Here is a 16,532-nt window from a genome sequence, read left to right as displayed (position 1 = left end):
CCGGGCCGCGAGCAGCGCCGCCCACAGGCATTCCGGGGTCGGCCCGATCGCGTTATCGTGCCATTCATGCAGCTCAGGACCACAGCAGCCGGACGGCTCCGGGCGGACAACGCCCGTATGGTCGCCGACGTGCTCCGGCGACAGATCCACGACGGCGACCTCGCCGATTCGCTCGACGAACGCACCCTCATCGCCGACTTCAACGTCTCCCGCAACACCATCCGCGATGCACTCGCGATCCTCACCGAGGAACGACTGATCGAGCGCGCGCCCCGGGTCGGCACCCATGTCGTGGCTCGCAAACTCGATCATGGACTCGATGCACTGCAGGGACTGAAAGAGACATTCCGCATGCACGGCGAGGTGCGCAACACGGTCAAGATCGCCACCCTCGTCGATGCCCCCCGCGCCGTCGCGAGACGGCTGCAACTCGCCGACGCGCAGGCCGTCTACATCGAACGGCTGCGCTACCTCGACGACGAGCCGATCAGCCTGGACATCACGTATCTCGTGCCGGACCTCGGCATCCCCCTGCTCGAGCACGACCTCGAGAACAACGACGTGTTCACGCTTCTCGAGCAGATCGCCGACGGCCCCCTCGGACACGCGACGATGACGGTGGAGGCCGTCGACGCCGACCCGCATTCGGCGGCGCATCTCGAGATCGGTTCGGGTACCTCGCTGCTGCTGCTCGAACGACTGACCCATCTCGCGCACGAGAGCCGCCCCGTCGATCTCGAGTACATCCGGATGCGCAGTGACCGAGTCTGTCTGCGGAGCACCGCCCGACGCGAGGCGGCCGGCTCATGAGTCAGGTCAACAACCGGGTCGACGTGCCGGTCACCATCGACGAATCGCTGTGCATCGAGGGCTGCACCCTCTGCGTCGAGGTCTGTCCTCTCGACTCGCTGGCGATCAACCCGGAATCGGGCAAGGCCTTCATGCATGTCGACGAGTGTTGGTACTGCGGGCCGTGCGCGGTCCGATGCCCGACGGGTGCGGTCACCGTCAACATGCCCTATCTGCTCCGCTGAAATCTCCTGCCCCACAACGCCGGTACTGCAACGCAACCGGCGGCGATCACCCATGCCCATGGTCCCAGCCCAAAGGACGTCCGATGAGAACACGTCTCCGATCCCGACAACTGGCGGCGATCACCGTCACGCTCGCCGTCGCCCTCGGCAGTGCCGCCTGCTCGCTGGAGGACACCGGTGACACCGACGCCATCCGGGTCGTCGTCGGTTATCAGTCGAAGACGATCAACACGGTGACCGCCGGGACCCTGCTACGCGCGGAAGGTCAGTTCGAGAAGCGGCTCGCCGCGGTCACCGAGCGGACCGGCCAGGAGTACACGGTCGAGTGGCAGGACTTCGACACCGGCGCGCCGATCACGACCGGGATGATCGCGGGCAAGATCGACATCGGGTCGATGGGTGACTATCCGTTGCTGATCAACGGATCCCGTGCCGGTGCCGAGGAGAAGACCCGCACCGAGATGCTGTCGGTCACGGGATCCAGCCCGCGGGGTTCGCTGAACATGGTTGTGGTCCCGCAGAATTCACCGGCCACGACGATCGCCGATCTACGCGGGAAGTCAATCTCGGCCAGCGTCGGATCGGCCGGTCACGGGACGCTCGTGCAGGCCCTCGACCGCGTTGGGATCGACCCCACCACCGGGGTGCAGGTGCAGAACCAACAGCCGCAGGTGGGCGCGTCGGCGCTCGAGTCGGGCAAGGCGGATGCCCTGGCCCAGTTCGTGGCCTGGCCCGGACTCCTGGTCTTCCAGGACAAGGCTCGGTTGCTCTATGACGGAGCCCAGCTCGGGGTTCCGACCCTGCACGGCGTCGTCGCGAGATCTGCCTACGCGCAGGAGAACCCGGACGTGGTCCAGGCCTTCCTGCGCGCGCAGCTCGATTCGACCGAGTCCCTGACCCGCGACCCGCTCGCCGCCGCCGAACTCGTCGCGGAGAACAGCGGTCTCCCGGCCGAGGTCGTCTACCTCTACAACGGCCCGGGCGGAACGGACTTCAATCCGGCCATCAAGTCGGGCCTCGTCGAGGCGCTGCGCAACGACGTCCCCTACCTGAAGTCCATCGGCAGCTTCCCCCACGAGATCGACCTGGACACCTTCGTCGATCCGGGGCCGCTGCAGGAGACCTTCGCCGCGGCCGGCGTCGACTACTCGGAAGCCCTGAGCCGCAGCGGCAATGCTTCCGTCACTCGTGGTGACGACCCGGTCTGCGGGGTCGCGGTCGACCCGGCGACCGCCGGTGAGATCTGGTTGCGCGGACAGGAGCGGACCCAGCCCGCCGCTGATCCGACCTGCTTGCTGCGCGGGGTCGCACAGGCTCGACGACAAGGGCAGGAAGTCCGGGCCGCCTACATCTCGGACCCGCAGCTCGGGACCCGCTGGTTCGCCGACAAGGCGGTGTGGCTGCGGGAGGGTGACCGGTACGTCGCGTTCACCACGACCGACAGCGCGCGACAGTACCGCGCGACGCATCCCGGTGCCGTCGACGTGACGTACGAGCAGGCACTTGCCGGAGTCGTGTCATGACCACCGCGACGATCGGATCGGTCGCCGTCGACGACACGGCCACCGATTCGGTGCCGGCCCGGACCCCGGACGGGTCGAACCGATACTGGCACTGGGGAGTCCGGATACTGGTCCTGGTGGTGGCCGGTGTCGTCTGGCAGCTGCTGACCACGCACGATGTGGTTCTGTGGGCCAGGTTCGACACCATTCCCTCGCTCACCGACGTCGGCCATGCGTTCTGGGCAGCTCTCGGCACCGAGCAGTACTACCTGGATCTCGGCCAGTCGCTGATCCGGATCGGTACGGGATTCGCGCTGGCGGTCTGCGTCGGCATCCCGGTGGGAATCGCCCTCGGCCGCTCCGGGACAGCGCGACTCACGGTCGGCACCCTCACCGAGGTGCTCCGTCCGATCCCAGCGATCGCCCTGGTACCGGTCGCGATCCTGGTGTTGCCGACCGACGAGGCCGGCATGGTCTTCATCACCTTCGCCGCGGCGTTCTTCCCCATCCTCGTTGCGACCCGCCATGCCGTCCGGGCGCTGCCCACGATCTGGGAGGACTCGGTGCGGACGATGGGCGGCACCCGTCGAGACGTCGTCCTCCGGGTGATCCTGCCCGGCATCGCGCCGGGTGTGTTCAGCGGGCTGTCGGTCGGGGTCGGCGTCGCCTGGATCTGCCTCATCTCCGCCGAGATGATCTCCGGCCGGCTCGGGGTCGGATACCGGACGTGGCAGGCGTACACGGTGGTCGACTACCCGCAGGTGTTCGTCGGCATGCTGACCATCGGCGTGCTCGGCGCACTGACGTCGGGGCTGATCGAGGTGATCGGTCGGCGGGTCACCCGCTGGCTGCCGCGAGGGCAGGAGCAACGATGACCCCGACGACGGCAGGAGCGACGATGCCCCCCACGACAACGGCATTGACGGCGGACTCGGTCGCCGCGATGCGACTCGATCTCGAGGACATCCGGATCGGTTACGGGGACTCGACGGTGATCGACGGTTTCGACCTCGTCGTCGGCGCCGGCGAGATCGTCGTCCTGACGGGACCGTCCGGGTGCGGGAAGTCCACGATCCTCCGCGCCATCGCGGGTCTCCTGCCGGTCCGAGGCGGTCGAATCCTCGCAGACGGCGACCCGGTCGTCACCACGTCGCGGGATCGGGCCATGGTGTTCCAGGACGATGCGCTGCACCCCTGGCGGACGGTACGCGGAAACATACTGCTGGCGCTGACATTACGCGGCGTCCCGCGGCGACACCGCCGGGATCAGGCCGAGCAGTGGATCACCGAGATCGGCCTGGACGGCTTCGCCGACCACCTGCCGAAGTCGTTGTCCGGCGGCATGCGTCAGCGCGTGCAGCTCGCCCGTGGCCTCGCCGGGTCGCCGAGAGCGGTTCTGATGGACGAACCCTTCGGGGCGCTCGACGCGCAGACACGGACCGCCATGCAGCGGTTGCTGCTGCAGACCCTGTCGGCGCACCCGTCGACCGTGGTCTTCGTGACCCACGACGTCGACGAGGCGCTGCTGTTGGGCGACCGGGTCGTCGTACTGGGCCGTGCGGGCGAGACCGTCCGCGCCACCGTCGACGTCCCGCACCCTCGCGACCCGGAACGCCGCGGGGACGACGCCACCCGGCGGCTTCGCCGCACCATCCTCGATGCATTGGAGAAGTGAACCGGCAGTGGATATCCCAGACATCGCCGACCGGAGTCGGCTCGACTGTGACGTGCTGGTCATCGGCGGCGGGACAGCCGGGACGATGGCCGCTCTCACCGCCGCCGAGAACGGCGCGTCGGTCTTGCTGCTCGACAAGGCGCATGTCCGCCACTCCGGGGCCCTCGCCATGGGGATGGACGGGGTGAACAACGCGGTCATCCCCGGCAAGGCCACCCCCGAGAGTTACGTCGCCGAGATCACTCGAGCCAATGACGGCATCGTGAACCAGAAGACGGTGTATCAGACAGCGACTCGCGGCTTTGCAATGATCGGTCGTCTGGAACGCTACGGCGTGAAGTTCGAGAAGGACGAGTACGGCGAGTACGCGGTCCGCCGGGTGCACCGGTCGGGGTCGTACGTCCTGCCGATGCCCGAGGGCAAAGACGTGAAGAAGGCGCTGTACCGCGTCCTGCGCAAGCGGGACATGCGCGAGAAGATCACGATCGAGAACCGGCTGATGCCCGTCCGGGTCCTGACCGCGGGCGGGCGCGCGGTGGGTGCGGCCGCGTTGCACACGCGCACCGGCGAGTTCGTCGAGATCGGAGCCAAGACGGTCATTCTCGCCACCGGCCCGTGCGGTCGCCTGGGCCTGCCCGCCTCCGGATACCTCTACGGCACCTACGAGAACCCGACGAACGTCGGCGACGGTTACTCGATGGCCTACCACGCGGGCGCGGAGCTCAGCGGCATCGAGTGCTTCCAGATCAACCCGCTGATCAAGGACTACAACGGCCCCGCGTGTGCGTATGTGGCGAACCCGTTCGGCGGGTATCAGGTGAACGCCGACGGCGAGCGGTTCGTCGATTCCGACTACTGGTCGGGCGACATGATGGCGGAGGTGAAGTCCGAGATCGAGTCGGCGCGCGGCCCGATCTATCTCAAGGTCAGTCACCTTCCCGACGAGACGCTGGATTCGCTCGAGTCGATCCTGCACACCACCGAACGACCCACGCGGGGAACGTTCCACAGCAACCGGGGACACGACTACCGGACCCACGACATCGAGATGCACATCTCCGAGATCGGTCTGTGCAGTGGACATTCCGCTTCCGGCGTCTGGGTCGACGAGCACGGACGCACCACCGTCGACGGCCTGTATGCGGCCGGCGACCTCGCGTGCGTGCCGCACAACTACATGATCGGCGCATTCGTCTACGGGGAGCTCACCGGTCAGCACGCCAGCGACACCGCCCGCGACCTGGCCGCGCCCGCGGAACTGCCGATGGACCAGCTGCGCGCCGCCCACGAGCTGATCTACCGACCGCTGACCCACCCCGACGGCCCACCCCAGCCACAGGTGGAGTACAAGCTGCGCCGATTCGTCAACGACTATGTGGCGCCGCCGAAGACGTCGAACAAGCTCGCCATCGCCATCGAGACCTTCGAGCGCATGCGCTCGGAGATCGAGCAGATGGGCGGGCGGACCCCGCACGAACTGATGCGGTGTGCGGAGGTGTCGTTCATCCGCGACTGCGCCGAACTGGCGGCCCGGAGCTCGTTGACGCGCACAGAGAGTCGTTGGGGTCTCTATCACGAGCGTGCCGATCTGCCCGAGCGCCGGGACGACGAGTGGGGCTACCACCTGAACGTCCGCAAGGCCGCCGACGGCACGATGGAGTTCCTCGGTCGGCCGGTCGAACCCTTCCTGGTCTATGTCGAGGGGCTGGACCACATCCCGCCGGCCGACCGGACGGTGATCGCGATCGAGCAACCTGTCCTGTGGACGGGCCCGGGCTACCGCGGTGTCGAGAGCCCGGTGCGCGAGACCACGAGGAAGGACGAGTCCACGGCAACGGCGTCACCGAGGATCGTCGAACTGCTCGGAACCGCGGTGACCCACGCCGCCGATCTCGCCGGCTATCTGGCAGACCCGGATCCGACGGTCCGCCGGACCGCGATCGCGGTGCTGACCGAGAACACCCCGGACGGGTTCGAGATGGCCGTGGTCCGGGCGTTGGCCGACGCCGCGGCACCGGTCCGCGGAGCGGCGACGCAGGGGCTGCGGGAACTCGTGGAGATCATCGATCCGACCGCGGAGTTCGTGTCCGCGCTCGCCAATCACGCCGAGTCCCCGGACCCGGTCGTGCGTGCGACCGTCGTCGACCTGCTGCGGGCCGTGCGCGCCGATCGGGTCGACCTGTTCGCTTCCGCCACAGAGGATTCCGACCACCGCGTCCGGATCGAGGCCATCCGCGCGCTGGTGTCACGGGACGAGTCCGAGCTGATCGCCGGCCTGGCAACGGATCCCGATCGTGAGGTCCGGATCGCGGTGGCCGACGGGCTCGCGACGGTCGACGGCGGTGGTGTGGAGGTCGTGCGGACACTCGGAGCCGACCGCGATCCCCTCGTCCGGGCCGCGGCCTTCTCCGCGATGGCGGTCGTGGGTGACGGCGCTGTCGACGGCCCGGTCCTCGTCCGTGCGTTACGCGAGACCGCATGGCAGGTGCGCGTCGGTGCGGCGCGGGGGCTCGCGATCGCGCGCGACGAGGCGACGGTCTCGGCGCTGGAGAAGGCGATCGCAGATGTCCACAACGACGTCCGGCGGGCGGCCGCACTCACCCTCGCGGAGTGGAGCGACGATCCGGAGGTCCGGCGGATCCTCGAGGGCGCCGCCGACGACCCGGACGCCGACGTCCGGGCCGCGGTCCGGCGGAGTCTGCGGAGCTCGCTCGCCCCACACTGAGAGACGTTGCGCGGGCACACGGCGCCGAGCCATTACCGCCTTCACAACCGGTCCGCGTCACGGACAGCACAGAACCGTGCAGCCTCGACACGATCGGCGATCCGGTTTCCTCCTACGGTGATCCCACATCGACACCGGAGGACCCATGCCCTACGTCACCACGCTCGACGGAACCGAGATCTATTACAAGGACTGGGGCGACGGACGTCCGGTCGTGCTCAGCCACGGGTGGCCGCTCAACGCCGACAGCTGGGAAGCTCAGCAGCTCTTCCTGGCGCACAACGGGTATCGGGCGATCGCGCACGACCGTCGCGGACACGGCCGTTCGTCGCAGACGTGGTCGGGCAACGAGATGGACACGTATGCCGACGATCTCGCGGAGCTGATCCGGCATCTCGATCTGCAGGAGCTCACGCTCGTCGGGTTCTCCACGGGTGGCGATGAGGTCACCCGGTACATCGGGCGGCACGGTACCGATCGCGTGGCGCAACTCGTGTTGGTCTCCGCGGTACCCCCGTTCATGCTCCAGACCGACGACAACCCCGGTGGGGTCCCGATCGAGGTGTTCGACGGCATCCGGTCGGCACCCACCGCCGATCGCTCGCAGGCCTATCGCGATCTCGCCGACGGGCCCTTCTTCGGCAACAACCGGGACGGCCAGAATGCGTCGCGGGGCATGCGCGATGCCTTCTGGCGACAGGGCCCGCAGGCGGGCGCACACAACACCTACGAAAGCACCGCCGCGTTCTCGGCCACCGACTTCCGGAGCGACCTCGCACGCGTGGACGTCCCCACCCTCGTCATCCACGGCGACGACGACCAGGTGGTGCCGTTCGAGGTGGGCGGCAAGGCGTCCGCCGAACTGGTCTACGGCGCCGAGCTGAAGGTCTACCCCGGTGCACCCCACGGGATCACCGACACGCACAGGGGCGAGCTCAACGACGATCTGCTCGCCTTCCTCGACACCTACACCGCCCCCTGAGCCCACGCCGGGCCCTGACAATCGGAGACTGCACATGACCACACCGCCGCCCGACACCATCGTCCTCGTCCACGGCCTGTGGGTGACGCCCCGGTCCTGGGAAGACTGGATCACCTACTACCAAGACAAGGGGTATCGGGTCATCGCCCCGGCCTACCCCGGCTTCGAGGTGGAAGTCGAGTCCCTGAGGGAGAACTCAGACGTGATCGCGGATCTGACGGTACCCGCGACGGTCGAGCACCTCGCCGGGATCATCCGCGAACTGCCGTCGCCGCCGATCATCATGGGGCATTCCTTCGGTGGCGTGCTCACGCAGCTGCTGGTCGACCGCGGGCTCGGCGCGGCTGCGGTCGCCATCAACTCCGCGCCGACCGAAGGTGTACGGACGCAGCCCCTTTCGCAGGTGAAGTCGTTGTTTCCGATCCTCAAGCGCTTCTCGAACCGCCACAAGGCGGCCGGTTTCACACCGAAGGAGTGGCACTACGCCTTCACCAACACCCTGAACGACGACGACTCGCGCGCGGTGTACGACCGGTACGCGATCGCCGCGCCCGGATCGTGGGTCTGGAAGTACGGCGTGTTCGCAAACCTCACCCCGGGATATCAGGAGACCTGGGTGGATTACCGGCGCAACGACCGTGCACCGCTGCTGTTCATCGCCGGCGGGGCCGACCACATCATGCCGCCCGCGGTGAACAAGTCGAACGCGAAGAAGTACCGCCGGTCCAAGGCGCTGACCGAGTACCACGAGTTCTCCGGGCGGTCGCACTGGACCTGCGGTGAGCCGGGGTGGGAGAAGGTCGCCGACCACGCGCTCCGGTGGGCGGAGGAACATTCCGCGCGGGGAGCGTTGCCGGCGTGAACATAAGCGGGACCGCATGTCCGACAACCGCACCCGCGGCCACACCATGTGAGTTGCGGTACGCCTGTAGCGTGGTGTCCTGTCACCACGTGTGCAAGCACATCGGATAGCGAGGACCCCACATGGCACTTCATGCACTGCTCGCCAAGGCCGGCGCGACGGTCGCCACCGGCTTCGTCGGAGCCGTCGCCTACGACGCCGTACGCACCGTCGCCCGACGCGCCCCGCTGCGTGAGGGAGCCGTCGTGGCGACCACGTGGGGTATCCGTGGCACACGCAAGGCCGAGGAGGTCGCCGAGTCGGTGCGACTCAACACCGCCGACATCGTCGCCGAGGCGAAGGAACGGCTGGGCGAGGAGTCGACACCGCCGGGAACCGCCGTCGCACACGACCACGACCACGATCACTGAATCGTGAGCACGTCCGCGCCGACGTACTCTCCCGAGCTGCCACCGACCGACATCGTCGTCCGGTCGTCGGCGGCGGGCCGGGTCCGCATGACTGTTCCGTGGCTGCGGGTAACGAATCGGGTTGTCGCAGAACGTCGTGCCGTGGCCGTCGAGGAGAGCGTTGCCCGGGTGACCGGTGTGCGCGCCGTGCACGCCTACCCGCGGACCGCCTCGGTCGTCGTATGGTTTCGGGCCGACACCGACCGGGATGCCATCGATCATGCGATCGCGGCGGCCACTCACGCCGACCCCGCGAATCTTCCTGACCGCGCACCGCATTCGGCCGACGTCACCAATGCCGACCTGCTGCGCATGGGGATAGGCGCGGGAGCCCTGGTCCTGCTGGGTTTCCGACGGTACGGGTTCCGCCGCCCGCCGCTGCTCGGGCCGGCCTCGCGCACCGTCGCCACCGGTGTCACCATCTTCTCCGGTTACCCGTTCCTCCGCGGCGCGCTCCGCTCGCTCCGTGGTGGCCGGGCCGGGACCGATGCGCTGGTCTCGGCCGCCACGATCGCGAGCCTGCTCCTTCGCGAGAACGTGGTCGCGCTGACCGTGCTGTGGCTGCTCAACATCGGTGAGTCCCTCCAGGACCTCACGCTACGACGCACCCGCCGCGCCATCGCCGACCTCCTCCGCGGCACCCAGGACACGGCGTGGGTCCGCCTCGCCGACGGCACCGAGGTGCAGGTGGCCATCGACGCGCTCCACGTCGGGGACGCGGTGATCGTGCACGAACAGGTCGCCGTCGCGGTCGACGGGGTGGTCGTCGACGGTGAAGCGGTGGTCGACCAGTCCGCGCTCACCGGCGAGAACCTCCCGGTGACCAAGCACGTCGGCGACCGCGTGCAGGCCGGCTCGGTGGTACTCACCGGCCGGATCGTCATCGAGGCCCACGCGGTCGGCGACGACACCTCGATCGGTCGGATCATCGGCCGGGTCGAGGAGGCTCAGCGCGACCGCGCTCCCATCCAGACGGTCGGGGAGAACTTCTCCCGGCGGTTCGTACCCGCGTCGTTCGCGTTGTCGGCGCTGACGCTGCTGGTGACGCGCGACCTCCGTCGAGCGATGACGATGCTGCTGATCGCGTGTCCATGTGCCGTCGGACTGTCCACACCGACCGCGATCAGCGGCGCCATCGGGAACGGCGCGCGACGCGGAATCCTCATCAAGGGCGGATCGCATCTCGAGGCTTCGGGACGGATCTCGGCGGTGGTGTTCGACAAGACCGGCACGCTGACCGTCGGGCGCCCGGTCGTGACCAACGTCGTGTCCTTCTCCGACGACTGGCAGCCCGAACAGATCCTCGCCTACGCGGCCAGCTCCGAGATCCATTCGCGTCATCCGCTCGCCGAAGCGGTCATCCGGTCCACGGAGGAACGCCGCATCGAGATCCCGACGCATGCGGAATGCGAAGTCATCGTCGGACTCGGCATGCGCACCCGCGCCGAAGACGGGCGCGTGCTCCTGCTGGGTAATCCGTCGCTCCTCGACCGGCACGGCGTCGCGATCTCCGACGACGTCATCGGCTGGGTGGACCGCTTGCGGCAGGTGAGCGAGACACCGCTGCTGCTGGCCGTCGACGGCACGCTCGTCGGTCTGGTGAGTCTGTCCGACGAGCTGCGTCCCGAGGCGCGTGAGGTGCTCGACGCGCTGCGTGCCGACGGGGTCACCGAGATCGCCATGCTCACCGGCGATCACCCGGTCACCGCGACGACCATCGCCGCCGAACTCGGCATCGAGCGGTGGGCCGCAGAGGTCACCCCGGACGACAAGCTCGCGGTGGTCCGTGAGTTGCAGGCCCTCGGTCACGTCGTCGCGGTGGTCGGTGACGGTGTGAACGACGCCCCTGCGCTGGCCGCCGCGGACATCGGCATCGCGATGGGGCTGGCCGGCACGGATGTCGCCGTCGAGACCGCGGACGTCGCCCTGGCCGGGGACGATCTGCGCAAGCTGCTCGACATCCGGGATCTGGGTTCGCACACCGTCGAGGTGATACGCCAGAACTACGGGATGTCGATCGCCGTCAACGCCCTGGGGCTGGTGATCGGTGCGGGCGGCGCGCTCTCACCGGTCCTCGCCGCCGTGTTGCACAACGCCTCGTCGGTTGCCGTGGTGCTCAACAGTTCTCGGCTCATCCGGTATCAGGTCGAACCGGCTTCGTCAGCGCCCGCCGGGGACGCCCGCTCATGACCGAGGTACCCACGACGACCGCGACCTTCGAGTGTCCGGCCGGGACGATCATCGCTCGCACCGACGGACAGGTCGTGCGCGCCACCGGTATCCGCTATGCGCAGGCGGCGCGCTTCGAGGTTCCGTCCCCGCAGCCGCCGGCCGACGAGCCGATCGATGCGACCTCGTGGTCGCCCGCCTGTCCTCAGCGCAACGGCGAGGGGATCGTCCACGACACCTTCGGCGATGCCGCGCTGGGCGAGATGGTCGGCGACGAGCACGCCCAGTACGTGTCGGTCACGGTGCCGGTCGACCGTCGACCCGACGAGGCTCTCCCGGTGATGGTCTGGATTCACGGCGGGTCGTACATCATCGGCGCCGCCGACGCGCCCTGCCACGATCCGGCGGCGCTGGTCGCCGAGCAACGGGTGATCGTCGTGTCAGTGACCTACCGACTGGGATTGTTCGGATTTCTCGGCGACGGTGTCAGTCGGCCGGCGAATCTCGGCCTCCTCGACATGATCGAAGCCCTGCGGTGGGTTCAGCGGAACATCGCGTCCTTCGGCGGCGATCCCGACGCCGTCACCGTCTTCGGCGAGTCAGCCGGCGGCGACGCGGTTGCACAGTTGATGGCGGCCGACGGCGTGACGGGCCTGTTCCGCCGCGCCATCATCCAGAGTGCGCCGCTCGGCATCACCCGACGTCGCGAGCGGTTGCATGCGGACATGTTCGCTGCGTCGCACCAGGTGTCGGCGTCGGCGACCGTCGACGAGGTCCTGGCCGTCCAGGAGTCGATGATGGGACTCAAAGCGGTTCTGCAACATGGCTTTCCGGCCTTCATGTCCTTTGGGCCACAGTATGGTCACCACCCGCTGCCACCCGACAACGAGGTGGACGGGGTCTGGGCGAGTCGAGCGCGGGACGTCGAGGTCCTCATCGGCTGGTGCAGCCGCGAGGCCGCGTTCTTCACCGCGGCGATCGACGGGGTGTCGTCGCTCCCCGCGGTTCCGGTGGTCGGCACCCGCCTGTACGAATGTCTTGTCCAGCAACTCACCCGTGCCATCTACACGTCGGCCGCCGACCGTTTCGCCCGACGCCACCGACGCGCCGGAGGAAAGGCCGCGCAGTACGTCATCGACTGGGGTGCAGCAGATCACCCGCTGCGCGCCGTGCACACCGTCGACATCCCGTTGCTGTTCGGAACCCCGGAGATCTGGGCCGGTGCCCCGATCCTTGCCGGCCACGACGCCGATCGGGCTGCCGAGGACGGCCGCACGTTGCGCCGGATCTGGGCCGACTTCGCGCGAGACGGATGGACCGCACCGGCTGATGAGCCAGGCCTGATCCGCTTCCGCTGACCGCGGGATCGCGTAGCGCGAATGCGACTGTACCCGCGGTCACACCACGGATTGGGCGTCTGCAGCCCAATCGCGCGAAGCCGTCGACGCCCGGCGGTGGAAGCGCCGCGAGATCAGTCGGCCGGTCGTTCGCCCACGGCAATCAATGTGTCGCAGTCGACTTCGGTGATCCCCTCGTTCGCCAGCCGCTGCAGGAACCCGACTCGCACGTCCTCGACGGCGTCGGCGTCAAGCTCGGCGAGTGCGCCGCGCAACCCGCTGCCGAGGACCATCGACCAGGAGAACTCGTCGGTCCGTGGTACGCGCAGGTCGAGAACCGATGCGGACACCTCTTCTGCGCCAAGCGATTCGAGCCACCTGACGATCTTCTCCTCGGTGTCGATCCGCGTGATGGGGTGAGGCGATCCGTCGGACGGGGCGCGCGGGCCGGGAGGCGGCGGCGTGTTCGTCACGCGGGCGACCTCGGCGAAGTAGGCGCCGGTGAAGTCGTAGAGTGCGTCGTCGTGCCACACCGCGACGGCGAGACGGCCCCCCGGGCGCAGCAGGGGCAGCAGATTGCGCACCGAGTCGTCCATGTCCGGCAGGAAGAACACGCCGAAACCGCATGTGATCACGTCGTATTCGCCGTGCCCTCGGCCGGGTAGCGCGGTCACGTCGTCGACCCGGAAGTCGATGTTGCGCAGACCGGCCGCATAGGCGCTGGTTCGGCCACGCTCCACCAGATCGGCGGCGAAGTCGACTGCCGTGACATGCCCGTCGGGTCCGACGACCCGCGCGGCGGCGAGCGCGCTGGCACCGGTGCCGGAACAGATGTCGAGAACCTCATCGCCCAGCGAAACCCGTGCCCGAGCAACGAGGGTCTCGCCCGCCGGACCCCAGACGAGGGGAGTCACCAGGTCGAAATCGGGACTGGTCGAATTGAAGATCTCGGCGATGCTCGGTCCTGGCATGGATTCAGCGTAGACGTGTTGACAACGGTTCCCGATAAAGTGGCGGACGTCTCACCCTTCGCCTAGAGAACGGAGCCGTCCTGATGGAACGCCTCGTCGCCGTCGGGATCTCCGTCGCAGGTGGGGTGCTGTTGCTGTGGGTGATCCTGGTGATCGTTCTCCTCGTCACTCGCCCACCCGGTTTGCGGGCCAAAGACCTCCTTCGTCTACTGCCCGACACCGTCGTACTGCTGCGACGGCTGGCCGCTGACCGAGAACTCCCCCGCGGTGTCCGCGTCCGGTTGGTGCTGCTTTTGGTCTACTTGGTGCTTCCCATCGACCTGATTCCCGACTTCATCCCTGTCCTCGGTTACGCCGACGACGCGATCATCGTGGTGTTGGCGCTGCGCTCGGTCGTCCGCCGTGCCGGCCAAGATGCGCTCCGGCGCCACTGGCCCGGCAGCGACGACGGTCTGGTCGCGGTGCGCCGCCTGGCGGGCATCGACGACCCCACCAAGCCGATGGGCCCATAGCTCGCGTCGGCTGCCTCGGACGCGCTGGTGCATGTCCGACCCTCATGCGAACATGTGTTCTATGCGCATCGAGCGGCGGGAACGGCGGGATCCGTCGATCCTGCATGCCGATCTCGACTCATTCTATGCCTCGGTCGAGCAGCGGGACGACCCTTCGCTTCGCGGCCGTCCGGTTCTCGTCGGCGGCGGCGTCGTCCTCGCGGCGAGCTATGAGGCCAAGGCCCGCGGGGTGCGATCGCCGATGCCGGGCCACGAGGCGCGGGCACTCTGTCCCGACGCGATCGTCGTCCGGCCGCGGTTCGAGGCCTACATGGAGGCGAGTCGGGAGGTCTTCGACATCTTCCACGACACCACTCCGGTGGTCGAGGGGATCTCGGTCGACGAGGCCTTCCTCGACGTCGGGGGGCTCGGCCGGATCAGCGGTACGCCGCACGACGTCGCATCGACGATCCGACGCCGCGTCCGCGAGGAGGTCGGTCTCCCCATCACGGTCGGCGGAGCACGCAGCAAGTTCCTCGCCAAGGTCGCCAGCGCCGTCGGCAAGCCGGACGGCCTGCTCATCGTCGAGCCGGGAACCGAACTCGACTTCCTGCATCCGCTCCCGGTCCGTCGACTCTGGGGGGTCGGTCCGGTCACCGAGGCCAAGCTGCACGACGCAGGAGTCGAGACCGTCGGCCAGCTGGCCGCCCTCGGGGAGCGGTCGTTGCGCGGCATCGTCGGGTCGGGTGCCGGCCGGCACCTCTTCGCGCTGTCACTCGCCCAGGACCCGCGTCGGGTGGAGACCGGCAAACGACGCAGCTCGATCGGTTCACAACGCGCGCTCGGCCGACGCCCGAAGTCCGAGGCCGACCTCGAGGCGACCATCACCGCGATCGTCGAACGATTGGGCAAACGACTCCGAACGGCCGAACGGGTCTGTCGGACAATCGTTCTGCGGTTGCGCTTCGACGACTTCACCCGCGCCACCCGGTCCCGCACCCTGCTGGAGTCCACCGACCGCACCGACCTCATCATGGCGTCGGCACGCGGCCTCCTCGCCGACGCGATGCCGATCATTCGCGAACGGGGATGCACCCTGGTCGGGTTGTCGCTGACCAACCTCGACGACCACGACAGCATCCAGCTGACGCTTCCCTTCGACACCGACCATGCCCACGAACTCGACGCGACGATTCTTCGCCGGTGCCGGCCTCGGCATCAGCGACATGATCACCGACGGCATCAAAGACCTCGCACCCACCGCGGCGATGCTGTTCTTCGCGATCATCTTCTTCGGCATCATGATCGACGTCGGACTCTTCGATCCGGTGGTCCGGGCGGTCGTCCGCGCGGTGCACGACGACCCGGCACGCCTGGTGGTCGGAACCGCGGTGCTCGCCGGCGTCGTGTCGCTCGACGGCGATGGTTCCACGACCTTCATCATCACGACGGCCGCACTGCTGCCGCTGTACCTGAAGCTCGGCGTCAGCCCGGTCGTCCTCACGGTCGTCGCCGGACTCACCAACGGCACGATGAACATCCTGCCGTGGGGCGGTCCCACCGCCCGCGCCGCAAGTGCGCTGAACATCGACACCAACGACGTCTTCGTCCCGATGGTCCCCGCGCTGGTGGCGGCGCTGGTCGTCGTGCTGCTCTTCGCCTATCACCTCGGTGTGCTCGAACGCCGGCGAATCGGCAAGCTGGAGATCCGGGATTCGATCCTCGCTCCGAAGGAAGAGGTGCTGGTCGGCGCCGGTGGCGGAACCGGCCTGCCGCCGAAGGGTCGTCGGGCAAGCAGTTCGGGTTCGAGGGGAACGGGCCCGGGCGCCTACGACGACGCTCCCACCGGCGATCACGATCTCAGCCGCCCCGTGGCGGGCGCCGATGACGACGACCGCGACGCATCCTTCTCGGGCGTCCTCGACCCCAATCGGGAAACCCTGCGCCCCAAGCTCTTCTGGGTGAATGCCGGACTCACCGTGGCCCTGCTGGCCATCCTCGGTGCCGACATCGTCGCCATCCCGGTGCTGTTCATGATCTTCGCCGGTGCCGGCCTCGGCATCAGCGACATGATCACCGACGGCATCAAAGACCTCGCACCCACCGCGGCGATGCTGTTCTTCGCGATCATCTTCTTCGGCATCATGATCGACGTCGGACTCTTCGATCCGGTGGTCCGGGCGGTCGTCCGCGCGGTGCACGACGACCCGGCACGCCTGGTGGTCGGAACCGCGGTGCTCGCCGGCGTCGTGTCGCTCGACGGCGATGGTTCCACGACCTTCATCATCACGACGGCCGCACTGCTGCCGCTGTACCTGAAGCTCGGCGTCAGCCC

14 protein-coding genes and 1 pseudogene are annotated in these 16,532 nt (G+C 68.3%); 14 read left to right on the top strand and 1 reads right to left on the bottom strand.

Going from position 1 to position 16,532, the window contains the following annotated elements:
• Positions 1 to 117: 117 nt before the first annotated feature.
• From A9310_RS13695 to A9310_RS13645, 11 genes are all read left to right on the top strand, one after another.
• Entirely contained in the window at positions 118 to 810 is a 693-nt protein-coding gene (locus A9310_RS13695; RefSeq protein ID WP_083207377.1) for a GntR family transcriptional regulator, read from the top strand.
• Complete coding sequence (locus tag A9310_RS13690; RefSeq protein ID WP_010843879.1) at positions 807 to 1,034, top strand: ferredoxin family protein; 228 nt, start codon at positions 807 to 809, stop codon at positions 1,032 to 1,034. The genes A9310_RS13695 and A9310_RS13690 overlap by 4 nt, the downstream gene beginning before the upstream one ends.
• A gap of 83 nt (positions 1,035 to 1,117) precedes the next feature.
• Positions 1,118 to 2,557, top strand: coding sequence for an ABC transporter substrate-binding protein (locus tag A9310_RS13685; RefSeq protein ID WP_065631103.1), 1,440 nt, complete (start codon positions 1,118 to 1,120; stop codon positions 2,555 to 2,557).
• Entirely contained in the window at positions 2,554 to 3,411 is an 858-nt protein-coding gene (locus A9310_RS13680; RefSeq protein WP_065631102.1) for an ABC transporter permease, read from the top strand. Before A9310_RS13685 ends, A9310_RS13680 begins: the two co-directional genes overlap by 4 nt.
• A gap of 23 nt (positions 3,412 to 3,434) precedes the next feature.
• Positions 3,435 to 4,211, top strand: a complete 777-nt coding sequence (locus A9310_RS13675) for an ABC transporter ATP-binding protein (protein ID WP_065631101.1) — start codon at positions 3,435 to 3,437, stop codon at positions 4,209 to 4,211.
• Positions 4,212 to 4,218: 7 nt separating this feature from the next.
• On the top strand, positions 4,219 to 6,936 hold the full coding sequence (locus A9310_RS13670) for a fumarate reductase/succinate dehydrogenase flavoprotein subunit (protein WP_065631100.1): 2,718 nt from the start codon (positions 4,219 to 4,221) through the stop codon (positions 6,934 to 6,936).
• A gap of 145 nt (positions 6,937 to 7,081) precedes the next feature.
• Positions 7,082 to 7,918 (top strand): alpha/beta fold hydrolase, encoded by an 837-nt coding sequence (locus A9310_RS13665; protein WP_065631099.1) that lies wholly within the window; start codon positions 7,082 to 7,084, stop codon positions 7,916 to 7,918.
• A 34-nt stretch (positions 7,919 to 7,952) separates the two neighbouring features.
• Complete coding sequence (locus A9310_RS13660) at positions 7,953 to 8,780, top strand: alpha/beta hydrolase (protein WP_065631098.1); 828 nt, start codon at positions 7,953 to 7,955, stop codon at positions 8,778 to 8,780.
• 122 nt (positions 8,781 to 8,902) lie between these two features.
• Positions 8,903 to 9,190 (top strand): DUF1490 family protein, encoded by a 288-nt coding sequence (locus A9310_RS13655; protein ID WP_058252919.1) that lies wholly within the window; start codon positions 8,903 to 8,905, stop codon positions 9,188 to 9,190.
• A gap of 87 nt (positions 9,191 to 9,277) precedes the next feature.
• Entirely contained in the window at positions 9,278 to 11,419 is a 2,142-nt protein-coding gene (locus A9310_RS13650; RefSeq protein WP_065631134.1) for a cation-translocating P-type ATPase, read from the top strand.
• Positions 11,416 to 12,756, top strand: a complete 1,341-nt coding sequence (locus A9310_RS13645; RefSeq protein WP_065631097.1) for a carboxylesterase family protein — start codon at positions 11,416 to 11,418, stop codon at positions 12,754 to 12,756. Before A9310_RS13650 ends, A9310_RS13645 begins: the two co-directional genes overlap by 4 nt.
• A 113-nt stretch (positions 12,757 to 12,869) precedes the next feature.
• On the opposite strand, the gene A9310_RS13640 is transcribed toward A9310_RS13645, so the two are convergent.
• Positions 12,870 to 13,706 (bottom strand): class I SAM-dependent methyltransferase, encoded by an 837-nt coding sequence (locus A9310_RS13640; protein WP_065631096.1) that lies wholly within the window; start codon positions 13,704 to 13,706, stop codon positions 12,870 to 12,872.
• A gap of 83 nt (positions 13,707 to 13,789) precedes the next feature.
• Here A9310_RS13640 and A9310_RS13635 point away from each other — a divergent pair, with 83 nt between their 5' ends.
• From A9310_RS13635 to A9310_RS13620, 3 genes and pseudogenes are all read left to right on the top strand, one after another.
• Positions 13,790 to 14,218 carry a YkvA family protein gene (locus A9310_RS13635; RefSeq protein ID WP_065631095.1) on the top strand — a complete coding sequence of 143 codons (429 nt, stop codon included), beginning with the start codon at positions 13,790 to 13,792 and terminating at the stop codon, positions 14,216 to 14,218.
• 61 nt (positions 14,219 to 14,279) lie between these two features.
• Positions 14,280 to 15,383 (top strand): annotated as a pseudogene (gene dinB, locus A9310_RS25220) (DNA polymerase IV); the annotation flags it as partial.
• Positions 15,367 to 16,532 (top strand): SLC13 family permease (locus A9310_RS13620; RefSeq protein ID WP_254661258.1); only part of this gene is annotated, 1,166 nt, incomplete at its 3' end. The pseudogene dinB and the gene A9310_RS13620, both read left to right, overlap by 17 nt.

The sequence above is a fragment of the Gordonia sp. UCD-TK1 genome (assembly GCF_001691435.1).
Taxonomy (GTDB): Bacteria; Actinomycetota; Actinomycetes; order Mycobacteriales; family Mycobacteriaceae; genus Gordonia; species Gordonia hongkongensis.
Note: the sequence above shows the minus strand (reverse complement) of the source record. Positions and strands in the feature narration are given on the sequence as shown.

Coding starts and splice junctions, on each gene's coding strand:
- A9310_RS13695 (WP_083207377.1), top strand. CDS start 118: ATGGTCGCCGACGTGCTCCGGCGACAGATCCACGACGGCGACCTCGCC.
- A9310_RS13690 (WP_010843879.1), top strand. CDS start 807: ATGAGTCAGGTCAACAACCGGGTCGACGTGCCGGTCACCATCGACGAA.
- A9310_RS13685 (WP_065631103.1), top strand. CDS start 1,118: ATGAGAACACGTCTCCGATCCCGACAACTGGCGGCGATCACCGTCACG.
- A9310_RS13680 (WP_065631102.1), top strand. CDS start 2,554: ATGACCACCGCGACGATCGGATCGGTCGCCGTCGACGACACGGCCACC.
- A9310_RS13675 (WP_065631101.1), top strand. CDS start 3,435: ATGCCCCCCACGACAACGGCATTGACGGCGGACTCGGTCGCCGCGATG.
- A9310_RS13665 (WP_065631099.1), top strand. CDS start 7,082: ATGCCCTACGTCACCACGCTCGACGGAACCGAGATCTATTACAAGGAC.
- A9310_RS13660 (WP_065631098.1), top strand. CDS start 7,953: ATGACCACACCGCCGCCCGACACCATCGTCCTCGTCCACGGCCTGTGG.
- A9310_RS13655 (WP_058252919.1), top strand. CDS start 8,903: ATGGCACTTCATGCACTGCTCGCCAAGGCCGGCGCGACGGTCGCCACC.
- A9310_RS13650 (WP_065631134.1), top strand. CDS start 9,278: ATGACTGTTCCGTGGCTGCGGGTAACGAATCGGGTTGTCGCAGAACGT.
- A9310_RS13645 (WP_065631097.1), top strand. CDS start 11,416: ATGACCGAGGTACCCACGACGACCGCGACCTTCGAGTGTCCGGCCGGG.
- A9310_RS13640 (WP_065631096.1), bottom strand. CDS start 13,706: ATGCCAGGACCGAGCATCGCCGAGATCTTCAATTCGACCAGTCCCGAT.
- A9310_RS13635 (WP_065631095.1), top strand. CDS start 13,790: ATGGAACGCCTCGTCGCCGTCGGGATCTCCGTCGCAGGTGGGGTGCTG.